Annotated in this window: 15 protein-coding genes and 1 pseudogene; 5 read left to right on the top strand and 11 right to left on the bottom strand. The window is 70.7% G+C overall.

Features of this window, described 5'->3' with window-relative positions; translation table 11 throughout:
• Window positions 1–91: 91 nt before the first annotated feature.
• Window positions 92–340 (top strand): annotated as a pseudogene (locus ABZ854_RS19065) (hypothetical protein); the annotation flags it as partial.
• A gap of 79 nt (window positions 341–419) precedes the next feature.
• On the opposite strand, the gene ABZ854_RS19070 reads toward ABZ854_RS19065, so the two are convergent.
• The 8 genes from ABZ854_RS19070 to ABZ854_RS19105 all read right to left on the bottom strand — a co-directional run bounded on the left by ABZ854_RS19070 (window position 420) and on the right by ABZ854_RS19105 (window position 10,092).
• A complete protein-coding gene (locus tag ABZ854_RS19070) occupies window positions 420–2,228 on the bottom strand; it encodes a glycoside hydrolase family 18 protein (protein WP_361211943.1) in 1,809 nt (602 codons plus the stop codon).
• An 85-nt stretch (window positions 2,229–2,313) separates the two neighbouring features.
• Window positions 2,314–2,772 carry a hypothetical protein gene (locus tag ABZ854_RS19075; protein ID WP_361211945.1) on the bottom strand — a complete coding sequence of 153 codons (459 nt, stop codon included), beginning with the start codon at window positions 2,770–2,772 and terminating at the stop codon, window positions 2,314–2,316.
• A 124-nt stretch (window positions 2,773–2,896) separates the two neighbouring features.
• Window positions 2,897–4,327, bottom strand: coding sequence for an FAD-dependent oxidoreductase (locus ABZ854_RS19080; RefSeq protein ID WP_361211948.1), 1,431 nt, complete (start codon window positions 4,325–4,327; stop codon window positions 2,897–2,899).
• 45 nt (window positions 4,328–4,372) lie between these two features.
• A complete protein-coding gene (locus ABZ854_RS19085) occupies window positions 4,373–5,173 on the bottom strand; it encodes an ABC transporter permease (protein WP_361211951.1) in 801 nt (266 codons plus the stop codon).
• The gene (locus ABZ854_RS19090; RefSeq protein WP_361211954.1) at window positions 5,173–6,102 is read right to left on the bottom strand and encodes an ABC transporter permease; all 930 of its coding nucleotides are present in this window, start codon (window positions 6,100–6,102) and stop codon (window positions 5,173–5,175) included. Before ABZ854_RS19090 ends, ABZ854_RS19085 begins: the two co-directional genes overlap by 1 nt.
• Window positions 6,102–7,253, bottom strand: a complete 1,152-nt coding sequence (locus tag ABZ854_RS19095; RefSeq protein ID WP_361211957.1) for an ABC transporter ATP-binding protein — start codon at window positions 7,251–7,253, stop codon at window positions 6,102–6,104. The genes ABZ854_RS19090 and ABZ854_RS19095 overlap by 1 nt, the downstream gene beginning before the upstream one ends.
• 5 nt (window positions 7,254–7,258) lie before the next feature.
• Window positions 7,259–8,506, bottom strand: coding sequence for a spermidine/putrescine ABC transporter substrate-binding protein (locus ABZ854_RS19100; protein WP_361211960.1), 1,248 nt, complete (start codon window positions 8,504–8,506; stop codon window positions 7,259–7,261).
• A gap of 50 nt (window positions 8,507–8,556) precedes the next feature.
• Window positions 8,557–10,092, bottom strand: a complete 1,536-nt coding sequence (locus tag ABZ854_RS19105) for a gamma-aminobutyraldehyde dehydrogenase (protein ID WP_361211963.1) — start codon at window positions 10,090–10,092, stop codon at window positions 8,557–8,559.
• A 207-nt stretch (window positions 10,093–10,299) separates the two neighbouring features.
• Between ABZ854_RS19105 and ABZ854_RS19110 the strand changes: the two genes are divergently transcribed.
• Window positions 10,300–10,896: an NADAR family protein gene (locus ABZ854_RS19110; protein WP_361211966.1), complete on the top strand. Its 597-nt coding sequence runs from the start codon at window positions 10,300–10,302 to the stop codon at window positions 10,894–10,896.
• Between the two features lie 26 nt (window positions 10,897–10,922).
• Here ABZ854_RS19110 and ABZ854_RS19115 read toward each other — a convergent pair whose 3' ends face one another.
• On the bottom strand, window positions 10,923–11,681 hold the full coding sequence (locus ABZ854_RS19115; protein WP_361211968.1) for a DUF4190 domain-containing protein: 759 nt from the start codon (window positions 11,679–11,681) through the stop codon (window positions 10,923–10,925).
• Window positions 11,682–11,955: 274 nt separating this feature from the next.
• Between ABZ854_RS19115 and ABZ854_RS19120 the strand changes: the two genes are divergently transcribed.
• Window positions 11,956–12,966 carry an adenosine deaminase gene (locus ABZ854_RS19120; protein WP_361212251.1) on the top strand — a complete coding sequence of 337 codons (1,011 nt, stop codon included), beginning with the start codon at window positions 11,956–11,958 and terminating at the stop codon, window positions 12,964–12,966.
• 66 nt (window positions 12,967–13,032) lie between these two features.
• Window positions 13,033–13,722 (top strand): glycerophosphodiester phosphodiesterase, encoded by a 690-nt coding sequence (locus ABZ854_RS19125; protein WP_361211971.1) that lies wholly within the window; start codon window positions 13,033–13,035, stop codon window positions 13,720–13,722.
• A 3-nt stretch (window positions 13,723–13,725) separates the two neighbouring features.
• Here the strand turns inward: ABZ854_RS19125 and ABZ854_RS19130 are convergent, their stop codons facing one another.
• Entirely contained in the window at window positions 13,726–14,241 is a 516-nt protein-coding gene (locus tag ABZ854_RS19130) for a hypothetical protein (protein WP_361211974.1), read from the bottom strand.
• A gap of 46 nt (window positions 14,242–14,287) precedes the next feature.
• Between ABZ854_RS19130 and ABZ854_RS19135 the strand changes: the two genes are divergently transcribed.
• Complete coding sequence (locus ABZ854_RS19135) at window positions 14,288–14,527, top strand: hypothetical protein (RefSeq protein WP_361211976.1); 240 nt, start codon at window positions 14,288–14,290, stop codon at window positions 14,525–14,527.
• 21 nt (window positions 14,528–14,548) lie between these two features.
• Here the strand turns inward: ABZ854_RS19135 and ABZ854_RS19140 are convergent, their stop codons facing one another.
• Entirely contained in the window at window positions 14,549–15,742 is a 1,194-nt protein-coding gene (locus ABZ854_RS19140) for a spermidine/putrescine ABC transporter substrate-binding protein (protein WP_361211979.1), read from the bottom strand.
• Between the last annotated feature and the right edge of the window lie 135 nt (window positions 15,743–15,877).

Genomic DNA, 15,877 nt, shown 5'->3' on the forward strand with positions numbered 1-15,877 from the left:
GCTGCTGCTGGCCGCCGGCTACGCGGCCTGGCGGGGCCGTGCCAGTGGTACGGACCTGTGGTGGCTGCCGCCGGTGGCCGCCGTCGCCCTGATGGCGCTGCTCCCGGCGATCGTCGTCCCGCTGAAGGACTGGACCGCCCGGCCGGGCACCCCCGTGGTGCCGCCGGGCACCGGCTACTTCCCGTCCGGTCATACGGCGACGGCGGCTATCGCGTACGGCTCCGCGACGCTCCTGCTGCTCCCCCTGCTCCGCTCCCCCGCCGCCCGCCGGACGGCCGTCGGCGTCTGCGCGGCCCTGGTGCTCGGGGTGTCGTACGGCCTGGTCCGGCACGGGTACCACTGGCCGCTGGACGTGGTGGCCAGCTGGTGCCTGTGCACCGTGCTGCTGACCACCCTGTCCGTGCTGTCGAGCTGGTGCCTCAGCCGAAGTACGCGTCGAAGGTCTTCTCGAACTCCCAGTTCGAGTACCGGTCCCAGTTCACCGACCACGTCATCAGACCCCGCAGGGCCGGCCAGGTCCCGTGGGTCGCGTACGAGCCGCAGTTCGTCTTCTTCGTCAGGCAGTCCAGGGTCTTGGTGACCTCGGCCGGGGAGACGTAGCCGTTGCCCGCGTTGGTGGACGCCGGCATGCCGATGGCGACCTGGTCGGGGCGCAGCGGCGGGAAGACGTTGTTCTGGTCGCCGGCCACCGGGAAGCCGGTGAGCAGCATGTCCGTCATGGCGATGTGGAAGTCGGCGCCGCCCATGGAGTGGTACTGGTTGTCCAGGCCCATGATCGGGCCGGAGTTGTAGTCCTGGACGTGCAGCAGGGTGAGGTCGTCGCGCAGGGCGTAGATGACCGGGAGGTAGGCCCCGCAGCGCGGGTCCTGGCCGCCCCACTTGCCGGTGCCGTAGAACTGGTAGCCGTTCTGCACGAAGAAGGTCTCGGGGGCCATCGTCAGGACGAACTTGTCGCCGTACTTGGCCTTGAGGGTCTTCAGCGCCGAGATCAGGTTGACGATGACCGGCGTGGTGGGGTGCTTGAAGTCGGTGTCGTCGGTGTTCAGGGACAGCGAGTGGCCCTCGAAGTCGACGTCGAGGCCGTCGAGGCCGTACTGGTCGATGATCTTCGAGACGGAGGAGACGAAGGTGTCGCGGGCGGCGGTCGTGGTCAGCTGAACCTGGCCGTTCTGGCCGCCGATGGAGATCAGCACCTTCTTGCCGGCGGCCTGCTTGGCCTTGATGGCGGCCTTGAAGTCGGCGTCGCTCTCCACGTTCGGGCACTCGGTGACCGGGCAGCGGTTGAACCGTATGTCGCCGGAGGTCGGGGAGGTCGGCTCGCCGAAGGCGAGGTCGATGACGTCCCAGCTGTCGGGCACGTCGGCCATGCGGGTGTAGCCGGAGCCGTTGGCGAAGCTGGAGTGGAGGTAGCCGACGAGGGCGTGGGTGGGAAGGCCGGTCGAGCCGCCGCCGTCTCCGCCCCCGCCGCCGGAGGTGGTCGTGGCGGCGACGGCGGCCGACTTCGCGGACTCGCCGGCGTCGTTGCCCGCGGTGACCTGGAAGCTGTACGCCGTCGAGGCGGTGAGTCCGCCGATGGTCGCCGAGGTGCCGCTCACGGTCTGTGCCTTGGTCCCGTCGCGGTAGACGGTGTAGCCGGTGGCGCCGGGCACCGCCGACCAGGACAGCGCGACGGAGGAGGCGGTGACCGAGGACGCGGTCAGTCCGGTCGGCGCGGCGGGCGGCTGTTCGGTGCCGCCGCCGGGGCCGGTCAGGGTGATGTCGTCGGCGTAGTAGGCGCCGGTGCCGTACCAGCCGTGGGTGTAGATGGTGACCTTGGTGGTGGCGGGGCCGGTCCGGAAGGTCGTGGTGAGCTTCTGCCAGTCGGGGGCGGACTGGGTCCAGGTGGAGACGTCGGTGGTGCCGGTGCCGCTCGCCCCCAGGTAGACGTAGGAGCCGCGGACGTAACCGGACAGCGTGTACGGCGAGTCGGGCTGGACGGTCACGGTCTGCGCGCACTGGGCGTTGTCGCTGCCGGCCGGGGTCGCCCGCAGCGCAGCGCTGCCGCTGTGCACGGGTGAGGTGACGGTCGTGCCGGCGGAGCAGGTCCAGTTGCTCAGGCCGGACTCGAAGCCGCCGTTCTTCGCGAGGTCGGCGTCGGCCGCACGGGCGGCCGACGAGAGCGCGGTGATGCCGGACACGGCGAGTGCCGTGGCCGCGAGGAAGGTGACCAAGGGTCTGGTGCGATCCACAGGTGCCTCCGGGCAAGGGGGAGTTGGAGGAGCGGAGCGCCCTCAATTTGGTCCAGACCAATCCTCGTGTCAAGGTTTCCCGGCGTTATCCGTGCTGATCGCGGTCACTTGCCAGCCGGGCCGCCGCCTCGTGCATCGCCAGTTCCAGCAGCGCCGGATCGGTGAGCGTGCCCGAGCCGTCCGGCGGCACGAGCCAGCGCACGGCCCGGGTGGCGCGGCCGGGATACGGCACCACGATCCAGGTGCCGGACCCGGCGGTGCGGATGCCGGTGCCGAGCCAGCGGGTGGCGGTGCCCGGCGGCACGAAGAAGCCGACCCGGTTGTCCCCGAAGTCGACGAGCACGGGCCCTGGTTGGTCGAGGACCCGGGTGAGCACGTCGAGGGTGGGATAGCCGAGGTCGCCGGGCAGGATCAGCACGTCCCAGGCCCGGCCGGCCGGGAGCAGCGCGACCCCCAGGGGGTTGCGCTCCCATTCCCAGCGGCAGGCGACGGGATCCTGTGCGACCGACACCAGCCATTCGACGGCGGTCTTCGCCCCTGTCATCAGTGGACCTCCCTCATCGTCGTGGACGCGGCGCGTCACGAGGGAGAGGGAGGTCCGGGGGCGGCATTACGCGGGTTCCGGTCCCTCGATGGAGTGAACCGGGGCACACGGGAGGCGGGGACCGTCAGCTGTCGAAGCCGAGCCCCAGCCGGTCCATGGCCCGCAGCCAGAGGTTGCGCCGCCCGTCGTGAGCGTCCGCGCGGGCCAGGGACCACTTGGTGAGGGCGATCCCGGTCCAGGCGAACGGCTCGGGCGGGAAGGGCAGCGGCTTCCTGCGGACCATCTCCAGCGCGGTCCGCTCGGTGCGCTCCCCGTCCAGCAGGTCCAGCATCACGTCGGCGCCGAACCGGGTGGCGCCCACGCCGAGCCCCGTGTAGCCGGCCGCGTAGGCCACGCGGCCCTGGTGGGCGGTGCCGAAGAACGCCGAGAAGCGGGAGCAGGTGTCGATCGCGCCGCCCCAGGCGTGGGTGAAGCGGACGCCCTCCAGCTGCGGGAAGCAGGTGAAGAAGTGCCCCGCCAGCTTGGCGTAGGTCTCCGGGCGGTCGTCGTACTCGGCGCGCACCCGGCCGCCGTAGTGGTGGATGGCGTCGTAGCCGCCCCACAGGATGCGGTTGTCGGCGGACAGCCGGAAGTAGTGGAACTGGTTGGCCGAGTCGCCGAGTCCCTGGCGGTTCTGCCAGCCGACGGCGGCCAGCTGTTCGGCGCTGAGTGGCTCGGTCATCAGCGCGTAGTCGTAGACCGGGACGGTGTACGAGCGCACGCGCCGGATCAGGTTCGGGAAGATGTTCGTCCCGAGCGCGACGCGGCGGGCGCGCACGGAGCCGTACGGCGTGCGTACGGCCGTCCCGGCGCCGTAACTCTTCAAGTCGAGGGCGGGCGTGTGCTCGTACACGCGCACCCCGAGGTCCAGGCAGGCCCGCTTCAGGCCCCAGGCGAGCTTGGCCGGGTGCAGCATGGCCACGCCCCGGCGATCCCACAGGCCGGCCTGGAAGGTGGGCGAGTCGACCTGCTCGCGCACGGCGTCGGCGTCCAGGAACTCGACGCCATCGGCGAGGCCCTTGTCCTTCAGTTCCCGGTGCCAGTCGCGCAGTTCGGCCGCCTGGTACGGCTCGGTGGCGACGTCGATCTCGCCGGTGCGCTCGAAGTCGCAGTCGATGCCGTGCCGGGCGACGGCCGCCTCGATCTCGTCCAGATTGCGCCGGCCCAGCTTCTGAAGGGTGTGGATCTCGTCGGGCCAGCGGGCCAGGCCGTTGGCCAGGCCGTGGGTGAGGGAGGCGGCGCAGAAGCCGCCGTTGCGGCCGGAGGCGGCCCAGCCCACCTCGCGGCCCTCCAGCAGGACCACGTCCCGCCCGGGATCGCGCTCCTTGGCGTTCAGCGCGGTCCACAGTCCGCTGTAGCCGCCGCCGACGACCAGCAGGTCGCAGGTCTGGGCGCCGGTGAGGGCCGGCTCCGGGCGGGGGCGGCCGGGGTCGTCCAGCCAGTACGGGACCGGCCGGGCCTCGGACAGTGCCGCGATCGGGGTGTCTGTGCCACGACTCATGGCGCTCGGGGCCATGATTTCAACTCCCTACGAAGGGTGTGTGCGAGAAGGCGGAAGGCGTTACGCCTTCTGCCGGTTGCGTCGGTTGGTGACGAGCATCGACGTCAGCACGAACAGGACGGCGACGAGGAACATGGCCGTACCGATGACGTTGATCTGCACGGGTGTGCCGCGCTGCGCCGAACCCCACACGAACATGGGGAAGGTGACGGTCGAGCCGGCGTTGAAGTTGGTGATGATGAAGTCGTCGAAGGAGAGCGCGAAGGACAGCAGCGCGCCCGCGGCGATGCCGGGTGCCGCGATGGGCAGGGTGACCCGCAGGAAGGTCTGCACCGGACCGGCGTAGAGGTCGCGGGCGGCCTCCTCCAGTCGGGGGTCCATCGACATCACGCGCGCCTTGACGGCGGTGACGACGAAGCTGAGGCAGAACATGATGTGGGCGATCAGGATCGTCCAGAAGCCGAGCTGCGCGCCCATGTTGAGGAACAGGGTGAGCAACGAGGCGGCCATGACGACCTCGGGCATCGCCATCGGCAGGAAGATCAGCGAGTTGATGGCGCCCCGCGCGCGGAACCGGTACCGGACGAGCGCGAAGGCGATCATCGTACCGAGGACGGTGGCGCCGATGGTGGCCCACACGGCGATCTGCAGGCTGATGGACAGCGAGCCGCACAGGCCCGCGACGCCGCACGGGTCCTGCCAGGCGTCCGTGGAGAAGTGCTGCCAGTCGTAGTTGAACCGCCCCTTCGGCTTGTTGAAGGAGAACACGGTGACGACGACGTTGGGCAGCAGCAGGTAGGCGAGCGTCAGGAGTCCCGCGATGACGACGAGACGGCGCTTGAGCCAGGTGACGACGGGCATCAGACCAGGTCCTCCGTCCCTGACCGGCGGATGTAGACCGTGACCATGAGCAGGATCGCGGCCATGAGGATGAAGGAGAGCGCGGCGGCCGTCGGATAGTCGAGGATCCGCAGGAACTGGGTCTGGATGACGTTGCCGATCATCCGGGTGTCGGTGGAGCCGAGGAGTTCGGCGTTGACGTAGTCACCGGCCGCCGGGATGAAGGTGAGCAGAGTGCCGGAGACCACGCCGGGCATCGACAGCGGGAAGGTCACCTTGCGGAACGTGGTCCACGGCTTGGCGTACAGGTCGCCGGCCGCCTCGTGCAGCCGCCCGTCGATCCGTTCCAGCGAGGTGTACAGCGGAAGGATCATGAACGGCAGGAAGTTGTACGTCAGTCCGCACACCACGGCGAGTGGTGTGGCGAGGACGCGGTCGCCGGCCGTCCAGCCGAGCCAGTTGGTGAGGTCCAGGATGTGCAGCGAGTTCAGGGTGTGCACGACCGGGCTGTTGTCGGCGAGGATCGTCTTCCAGGCGAGCGTGCGGATCAGGAAGCTCGTGAAGAACGGCGCGATCACCAGGATCATGATCAGGTTGCGCCAGCGGCCCGCGCGGAAGGCGATCAGGTACGCCAGCGGGTAGCCGAGCAGCAGGCACAGCACGGTGGCGGAGGCCGCGTAGAGCACGGAGCGCAGGAACTGCGGCCAGTACTCGGCGAGGGCGTCCCAGTAGGTGACGAAGTGCCAGGTGATCTTGTAGCCGTCCTCCAGGGAGCCCTGTTGGACGGAGGTGGACGCCTGGTAGATCATCGGCAGCGCGAAGAAGACGACCAGCCACAGGATGCCCGGCAGCAGCAGCCAGTACGGCGTGAACCGGCCGCGTTTGCGCGGTTGCTTCTGCTCGGTCTCGGCGGGCGCGAGGGGCGGTGGCGCCTCGGTGAGGGTCGACATCAGGCGGCCGCCTCTTCCTCGGTGCCCGCGTCGATGTCCTGCGCGGCGTCCAGACCGAAGGTGTGGGCGGGGCTCCAGTGCAGGACGACCTCGGCGCCGGGCACGAGGCGCCCGTCCCGCTCGACGTTCTGGACGTAGACGGCGAGTTCGTCGCAGACGGGGCTGTCGATGACGTATTGGGTGGAGACGCCGATGAAGCTGGCGTCGGCGATCCGGCCGGTGACCCGGTTGCGGCCCTCGGGGATCTCACCGGCGTCGTCGGCGTGGGTGAGCGCGATCTTCTCCGGGCGGATGCCGACCAGGACCTTGCCGCCGGTCGCGGCGGGCGCGGAACAGCGGGCCCCGGGCAGCACCAGCTTGCCGCCGCCCGCCTTCAGCACGATGTCCTCGCCGCTGCGGGTGTCGACCTCGGCCTCGATGAGGTTGGAGGTGCCGAGGAAGTTCGCGACGAACGTGGTGTCCGGGTTCTCGTACAGGTCGGTGGGCGAGCCCAGCTGCTCGACACGGCCCGCGTTCATCACGGCGACCGTGTCGGCCATGGTCATGGCCTCCTCCTGGTCGTGCGTGACGTGCACGAAGGTGATGCCGACCTCGGTCTGGATGCGCTTGAGCTCCAGCTGCATCTGGCGGCGGAGCTTCAGGTCGAGGGCGCCGAGGGGCTCGTCGAGGAGGAGCACCTTGGGGTGGTTGATCAGCGCACGGGCGACCGCGACGCGCTGCTGCTGGCCGCCGGAGAGCTGGTGCGGCTTCTTGCGGGCCTGCTCGCCGAGCTGGACCAGCTCCAGCATCTCCTCGACCTGCTTCTTCACGCTCCTGATGCCGCGACGGCGCAGGCCGAAGGCGACGTTCTCGAAGATGTCGAGGTGCGGGAAGAGGGCGTAGGACTGGAACACCGTGTTGACGGGCCGTTTGTACGGCGGCAGGTGCGTGACGTCCTGGTCGCCGAGGTGCACGGTGCCGGAGGAAGGTTCCTCCAGGCCGGCGATCATGCGCAGGGTGGTGGTCTTGCCGCAGCCGGACGCGCCGAGCAGGGCGAAGAACGAGCCCTGCGGCACGGTCAGGTCGAGCGGGTGTACGGCGGTGAAGGAGCCGTAGGTCTTCGAGATGCCGGAGAGGCGGACGTCGCCGCCGGCGTCAGTCGTCGTCTTCATCGTCGTCACGCCCCTGTGAGCTTCGCGAACTTCTCTTCGTAGGCCGCCTCTTCCTTCTCGCTGAGCGCGCGGAAGGAGTGGGATCGGGCGGCCGTGGTCTTGTCCGGGATGATCAGCGGGTTGTTCGCCGCATCCTTGTCGATCTTCGCCAGGTAGGGCTTCACGCCCTCCACCGGAGACACGTAGTTGACGTACGCGGCCAGGGCGGCGGCCTGCTGGGGTTCGTAGTAGAAGTCGATCAGCCGCTCGGCGTTCGTCTTGTGGCGCGCCCTGTTGGGGATCATCAGGTTGTCGGTGGACGTCATGTAGCCGGCGGCCGGGATGACGTAGTCGACGTTGGGGTTGTCGGCCTTGAGCTGGACGATGTCGCCGCCCCAGGCGACACAGGCCGCCAGGTCGCCCTTGGCGAGGTCGGACGTGTAGTCGTTGCCGGTGAAGCGGCGGATCTGACCCTTGTCGACGGCCTTCTGCAGCCGGGCGGTCGCCGCGTCGTAGTCGTCGGCGGTGAGCTTCGCCGGGTCCTTGCCCATGTCGAGCAGGGTCATGCCGATGCTGTCGCGCATCTCGGAGAGGAAGCCGACCCGGCCCTTGAGCTTCGGGTTGTCCAGCAGGTCGGAGATCGACTTCACCTCGACGCCGTCGAGCGCCTTCTTGTTGAACGCGATGACCGTGGAGACGCCCTGCCAGGGGTAGGAGTAGGCGCGTCCGGGGTCCCAGTCCGGGCTGCGGAACTGCTCGGCGAGGTTGGCGAAGGCGTGCGGCAGGTTGGACGGGTCCAGTCTCTGGACCCACCCGAGCCGGATCACGCGCGCGGCGAGCCAGTCGGTGAGGACGATCAGGTCTCGGCCGGTGTCCTGGCCGGCGGCGAGCTGCGGCTTGATCTTGCCGAAGAACTCGTTGTTGTCGTTGATGTCCTCGGTGTACTTGACCTGGACGCCGGTCCGCTTGGTGAACGCCTCCAGCGTGGGGTGGTGCTTGCCGCTGTCGTCGACGTCGATGTACTCGGGCCAGTTGGAGAAGTCCACGACCTTCTCCTTGGCCGAGTGGTCCTCGGACGACGTGCCGCCTTGCGTCTTGCCCGCCGCGGGGATCCCGCAGGCGCTCAGCGTCCCGAGTCCGCCCGCCGCGAGCGCGGTGCCGGCGGAGGCGCGCAGCAGCGAACGGCGGGTGAGGGAGGCCCGTCCGGTGCGGAGACCGCGCCGTAGGGCGGCTGCCTGGGCGGGGGCCAGGCGGTCGGGCTCGTACTGCTCCATGCGCGTGGTGCCCTTTCGGGAAGGTCGGCCTGGTCGGTGGCCGGATCGGCTTATCGGTCCCCGAAGATCGTGCGGTGCCAGTCCTTGCGCGCCACCGCCGTGTTGTCGAACATTACGTGCTTGACCTGCGTGTACTCCTCGAATGAGTACGCCGACATGTCCTTGCCGAACCCGGAGGCCCGGTAGCCGCCGTGCGGCATCTCGCTGATGATCGGGATGTGGTCGTTGATCCACACGCAGCCCGCCTTGATCTCGCGGGTGGCGCGGTTCGCGCGGTAGACGCTGCCGGTCCACGCGGAGGCGGCGAGGCCGTACGGGGTGTCGTCGGCCAGCCGGATCCCCTCATCGTCGCCGTCGAAGGGCAGGACGGCCAGCACGGGACCGAAGATCTCGGACTGGACGATCTCGCTGTCCTGCGCGGCGTCGGCGATCAGGGTGGGCCGATAGTAGGCGCCGTCCTTCAGGTCGCCCTCCGGGGCCTCGCCTCCGGTCACCACGCGCGCGTAGGCACGCGCCCGGTCGACGAAACCGGCGACCCGGTCCCGGTGAGCGTGCGAGACGAGCGGGCCGAGGTCGGTGCCGGGGGCGAAGGGGTCGCCGAGCCGGACCGTCTCCATCAGGGCGGCGGTCTGTTCCACGAACGCCTCGTAGAGCGGCCGCTGCACGTACGCGCGCGTGGCGGCGGTGCAGTCCTGTCCGGTGTTGATGAGCGCGCCCGCGACCGCGCCGTGCACGGCCGCCTCCAGGTCGGCGTCGTCGAACACCACGAAGGGTGCCTTGCCGCCCAGCTCCAGGTGGAGGCGCTTGACGGTGGCCGTGGCGATCTCGGCGACCCGCTTGCCGACCCCGGTGGATCCGGTGAAGGAGGTCATGGCCACGTCCGGGTGGCCGACGAGCCGCTCACCGGCCTCCTTGCCGGTGCCGGAGACGATGTTGATCACGCCGTCGGGGATGCCGGCGACCGTGGCGGCCTGCGCGAACAGCAGCGAGGTGAGGGGCGTCAGCTCGGCCGGCTTCAGCACGATGGTGTTGCCGGCGGCGATCGCCGGGAGGATCTTCCAGGCCGCCATCTGGAGCGGGTAGTTCCAGGGCGCGATGGAGCCGACGACACCGATGGGCTCACGGCGGACGTACGACGTGTGGTCGCCGGAGTACTCACCGGCGGACTGCCCCTGGAGGTGCCGTGCCGCGCCCGCGAAGAAGGCGGTGTTGTCGATGGTCCCCGGCACGTCGAACTCGCGGCTGAGCTTCAGCGGCTTGCCGCTCTGCAGGGACTCGGCGCGGGCGAGGTCCTCGGCGCCGTCGGCGAGGACGGCGGCGAACCGGTGCAGGGCGTCGGAGCGCTCGCCGGGGGTCGCGCCGGCCCACTCGGGGAAGGCGGCGCGGGCTGCGGCGACGGCCGCGTCCACGTCGTCGGCACCGGCCAGTTCGTACGTGTACACGTCCTCGCCGGTGGCCGGGTCGACCACGGTGTGCGTGCGGCCGGACGTGCCGTGCGCCGGACGGCCGCCGATGAACTGCGCGCCCTCCGCGAAGCGCTCCCGGGCGGGGAACCGTTCCGGGGTGGCGGTACCCGGTGTGTGCATGTCGCTCTCCTCCGCCGTACGCCCCTGCCGGGGGTGGGTGGCGTAGCTCCAGCTCGAATTGAGTGCCGATCCTGACAGAGGAGTGGCACTCCAACAAGTGATTCCGTTGTTGCCTTTTGGTTACGCGACGGAATCTGTCGACCAGGTGTCGAGTGACGAGGCAAAAGGGCGGACGGAGTGTCAGTGGTCCGTGCCAGACTCGCGTGCATGGGGAAGATCGACTGCGTGGAGGCCCTGGTCAGGGAGGTCCGCGCCGGGGCTCGGGTGAAGTACCTGCACTTCTGGGGGCACCGGCCGCTGCCGGACGGCCGGATCGGCGCGAGCTGTCTGAGTCAGTGGTGGCCGGCGCCGTTCGAGGTCGCGGGGGTGCGGTACGCGACGGCGGAGCACTGGATGATGGCGGAGAAGGCGCGACTGTTCGGCGACGCCGAGGCGGAGCGGCGCGTGCTGGCGGCGGGGCATCCGGCACAGGCGAAGAAGGCGGGGCGGCTGGTCCGGGGCTTCGACGAGGCGATATGGGAGCGGGAGCGCTTCCGGATCGTGGCCGAGGGCAGTGTGCACAAGTTCGGGGCGGACGACGCTCTGCGGGCGTTCCTGCTGGGCACGGGCGAGCGAAGCGAGATGGGGGTCCCCCCGGCCGAAGGCTGGGGGAGGGTGCTGGTGGAGGCGAGCCCGGTGGACCGGGTGTGGGGCATCGGTCTGGCGGCCTCCGACGACGCGGCGTCGGACCCCGCGCGCTGGCGGGGCTCGAATCTGCTGGGGTTCGCGCTGATGGAGGCGCGGGAGCGGCTGCGGGAGGGCTGAGACCGCTCCCCCGGAGCCGCTGCTCGTCAGACCTCGGGGTGGACGGGTGCCGGCAGGAGGGGCGCGGAGTTGTAGTACGGCTCGGGGGCCGGGTCGGGATCGTCGTTCCTGTGGTCGTAGGCGAACACGAAGACGCACACCCAGAAGATGATCAGGGCGATGCCGAGGACGATCCCGATGATGCCCAGGACGAAGCCCGCCTGGGCCTGGCCGCGGTTGTTCGCCTCACCGCGGGCCACCCGCCTCTTGCCCTTGACACCGAGGACGATGGCGATGACACCGAGGACGAGGGAGGGCACGCCGTACAGACAGAACAGGCCGACGGCCAGGATGCCCAGCACCATCGCCGCGGTGCCCATGCCGTTCTGCGGGGCCATCGGCATTCCGGGCCAGCCGTAGCCCTGCTGCGGATACCCGGGGTAGGCGGGGTAGCCGTAGCCGCCGGGTGCATGCGGGGCGGGGCCGGCCGGGCCTGCCGCGCCGGGACCGCCGTAGGGCGGGGGCGGTACGGCGGCGCCCGGGGCCACCGGCGGCGTGGCGGGCTGTGCCCAGCCCTGGGCCGGGGGCGCGGCGGACGGGCCGGTGCCGGGGGCGCCGAAGCCACTGGCGGGCAGGGACGTCATGGTCGCCGAGTCGTGGAGGGACGGCGACTGCGCGGGCGGCTGGGCCGGCGGCTGCTGCTGCGGCTTCTTCTCCAGCGACGGCCCGCTCTCGGGCGCCGCCCACGGGTCGAAGCCCGCTCCCCCGCCCGCATCCGGCTGCGTCTGGTCCGTCACGTGGCCCATCCCCCTCGTTCGATCGCCACGACATGGTAAAGCCTCCGCTCCGCGGCCTGACGGCCGGGCGGCGACCACCGCCCGCACGGACCTTGAGCGGGACGACCGGCCTGCGGGCCACCGCCTACGATGACTCCGAGTCATCGATCAGCCGATCACCCGCGCCCGGAGCACGGACGTCGTTCCGCGGGCGCCGTTCCGGGGAGGAACCTTGACCGACACCACCGGCACCACTGACGAGACCGCTACCGGCGAGGCCGCCGCAGGCGATCCGCACGCCTTCATCGCCGGGCTGCCCAAGGCCGAACTGCACGTGCACCACGTCGGCTCCGCCTCCCCCCGCATCGTCTCCGAGCTGGCCGCCCGGCACCCCGACTCCAAGGTGCCCACCGACCCCGAGGCGCTGGTCGACTACTTCACCTTCACCGACTTCGCGCACTTCATCGAGGTGTACCTGTCGGTCGTCGACCTCATCCGCACCCCGGAGGACGTCCGGCTGCTCACCTACGAGATCGCCCGCGACCTGGCCCGGCAGCAGGTCCGGTACGCCGAGCTGACCGTGACCCCGTTCTCCTCCACCCGGCGGGGCATCGACGAGCTGGGCTTCATGGCCGCGATCGAGGACGCGCGCAAGGCGGCCGAGGCCGAGTTCGGGACGGTGCTGCGCTGGTGCTTCGACATCCCCGGCGAGGCCGGCCTGGAGTCCGCCGAGGAGACGGCCCGGCTGGCCACCGACGACCGGATCCGCCCGGAGGGGCTGGTGTCGTTCGGGCTCGGCGGTCCCGAGATCGGCGTGCCCCGGCCGCAGTTCAAGCCGTACTTCGACCGGGCCATCGCCGCCGGCCTGCACTCGGTGCCGCACGCCGGCGAGACCACCGGTCCGGAGACCGTCTGGGACGCCCTGACCGAGCTGCGCGCGGAGCGCATCGGGCACGGCACCAGCTCCGCGCGGGACCCTAAGCTCCTCGCGCACCTGGCCGAGCACCGGATCGCCCTGGAGGTCTGCCCGACCTCCAACATCGCCACCCGCGCGGTCCGCACCCTCGACGAGCACCCGCTGAAGGAGTTCGCCGCGGCCGGGGTGCTGGTGACCGTCAACTCCGACGACCCGCCGATGTTCGGTACCGACCTGAACAACGAGTACGCGGTCGCCGCCCGCCTCCTCGACCTCGACGAGCGCGGCCTCGCCGACCTCGCGAAGAACGCGGTCGAGGCGTCCTTCCTGGACGCGGCGGGCAAGGCGAGGATCACGGCGGAGATCGACGCCTACACGACAGCCTGGCCGGCCTCCTGAGACCGGGCGGATGTGGGCAGGCGGACACGGGCGGGCGGCTACGGACGGGCGGCCACAATGGGGGCCATGCAGACCGTGACCGCCGTGGCCCACCGCGGCGACCCCTACCGCTTCCGCGAGAACACCCTCGACTCCCTGCGTTCCGCGCTCGACCGCGGCGCGGACGCGGTCGAGGTCGACGTACGGCTCACCCGCGACGGCGTCCCCGTGCTGCTGCACGACGAGTCGCTGCGGAGGCTGTGGGAGCACGACCGGCCGCTGCTCGCGCTGTCGGCCGAGGAGGTACGGGGACTCACGGCGGGCCGGGTGCCCACCCTGGAGCAGGCGCTGGCCGCGACGGACGGCAGCCGGGTGATGCTGGACCTGCCGGGGCCGGTGCGGCGCCGCACGGTGGAGCGGATCGTGGACGTGGTCCGGCAGACGGGCGCCGAGGACCGCGTGTACTACTGCGCGGGTGCCGAGGCCATGCTCGCCGTCCGCGCCGTAGACCCGTCCGCGGAGATCGCCCTGACCTGGACGACGCTGGCCCCGCCCCGGCCCGCCCTGCTCGACGCGGTGCGCCCGCGCTGGCTCAACTACCGCTTCTCCCTGCTCGACCGGGACCTGGCGGCCCGCGTCCACCGTGACGGCTACCTGCTCTCGGCCTGGACCCCGGACACCCGCCGGGCCATGCGCCGGCTCCTCGCCCTGGGCGTCGACTCGATCACCACGAACCGGGTCGACGTCCTGGATACCCTGCGCACCAGGGGCGGCTGACCGTCAGCGGGCCACGGCCACCGGTGCGCCGAGGCTCTCCAGCCGCTTGATCTTCTTCCGTACGACATACAGCGGGACGACCCCGAACACGCCGAACGACATGTCGATCAGGGTCCACCAGAACGGGATGCCGCGGACCGGGCCGCAGACGAGCGCGAGCGGGATGATGCCGGCGCAGGCGATCATGCCGAACTCGACGACCCAGATGTTGCGGACGGGGTCGCGGTAGGGGCCGTAGAACGCGACCGCGATGACGAGGTGGGCGAAGGCCAGCCAGTCGGTGCCGTACAGCACGAACGGGTACCGGGCGTCGACCGCATCGAGCCCGTCTCGCACGCGATCGATCCAGGCCGTCAGCCCCGGCAGCCACTCCTGGACGGACAGCGCCCGCAACGCGCCGTCCGTCCAGCGCAGTTCGTGGACCAGCGGAAAGGCGGTGGCCCCGCTGAGCACGAGGCACACGACGAACAGGACCAACCAGACGCGAATGCCCTTGAGCAGGGCGGCTCTGTCGCTCATGGGGGAAGCGTACGCCTCGATTTGAACATGTTCAAAACTAGGGTTCGTGGCGATCGGATGCGCGGCGATCGGGTCCGAGCCGGGCCCAGCCGAACTCCGCCTGCTCCGGCCGCCCGTCGCCGTCCAGGCCGTAGCGCCGCAGCCGCCGCCCGTCAGGCTCCCCGCACAGGCCGGCGAGCGCCCCGTGCGTGCCGGCGCCGGCACCGTCACGGCCGTCCTCGCCTGCGGCGGCGCGATGGGCGGCGTGCTGGGCCTGTACGTCGTGGCGGTCGCTGCGTACCGGTGAGGAGAGCCGGTGCCCGGGCCGTCACAGGCCGACGATCTTGTTCCAGCGCTTGGCGAACTCCACGCGCTCGGTGGAGGTGATGTCCCGGGCGATCGCCAGGCGTCGGCGCATCGTGTCGTCCGGGAAGATGAGGGGGTTGCGGGCCAGGGCGGCGGTGTCCTTGTCCTTGGAGGCGGCCAGGACCTCCCGGGCTGCCGGGACGGGGCAGACGTAGTTGACCCAGGCGGCGAGTTCGGCGGCGACCTCGGGGTCGTAGTAGTAGTCGACGAGGCGTTCGGCGTTGCTCTTGTGGCGGGCGCGGTTGGGGATCATCAGGGAGTCCGACCACAGCTCGGCGCCCTCCTCGGGGACGAGGAAGCGGATGTCGGGGTTGTCGGCCTGGAGCTGGATGACGTCACCGGAGTACGCCTGGCAGGCCAGGACATCGCCGCTGACCAGGTCCTTGGTGTAGTCGTTTCCGGTGAAGCGGCGTATCTGGCCCCGGTGCACCTCGCGCTCCACCTGGTCGCAGACGGTGTGGAAGTCCTCCGCCGTCCACCGGGTGATGTCCACGCCGTTGCCCTGCATCAGCAGCGCGAACGCCTCGTCCAGGCCGGACAGGAGGGTCACCCGGCCCTTGAGGTCCCCGGCCCACAGGTCCTTCACGTGCCGGATCTCCCGGCCCAGCCTGCGGCGGTCGTACGCGATCCCCGTGATGCCCGACTGCCAGGGCACCGTGAACTTCCGGCCCGGGTCGAAGGCGGGCGAACGCAGCAGCGGGTCGAGGTACTTACGCACGTTCGGCTGCCGGTCCCGGTCCATCTCCTGGACCCAGCCGAGCCGGACGAACCGCGCGCACATCCAGTCGCTGATGACGATGAGATCGCGGCCGGTGGACTGGTGGTTCATCAGCGCGGGGCTGATCTTGCCGAAGAACTCGTCGTTGTCGTTGATCTCCTCCGAGTAGTCGACGGAGATCCCGGTACGCCGCTCGAACGCCTCCAGCGTGGGCCGCTTGTTCGGGTTGTCGTCGTCGGTGTCGATGTACAACGGCCAGTTGGCCCAGTTCAGCTTCTGGTCGGCGGTCGACTCGTCGGCCACCCCCCGGTCACCGGGTTTCACATAGGCGGCGGGCACGCCACACCCGGCGAGCCCACCGAGCACGGCACCACCACCGAGGGCACGCAGCAGGGAACGACGGGACAGGGAAGTCGTACGAGCAGTTGTCTGGGCCACACGGGCAGCATGTCGCCCCGGCCGACCACGAACAATCGACGCTGCGTCAAGCAGACCGGGCGGTCCGAGACACCTTGTCGATCAGACGCCGGGCGGCAACACGGCGGCCCCGGACGGGAGGTGAACCGTCCGGGG

It is taken from the genome of Streptomyces sp. NPDC047028 (assembly GCF_040644095.1).
In the GTDB taxonomy this organism is placed as follows: Bacteria; Actinomycetota; Actinomycetes; order Streptomycetales; family Streptomycetaceae; genus Streptomyces.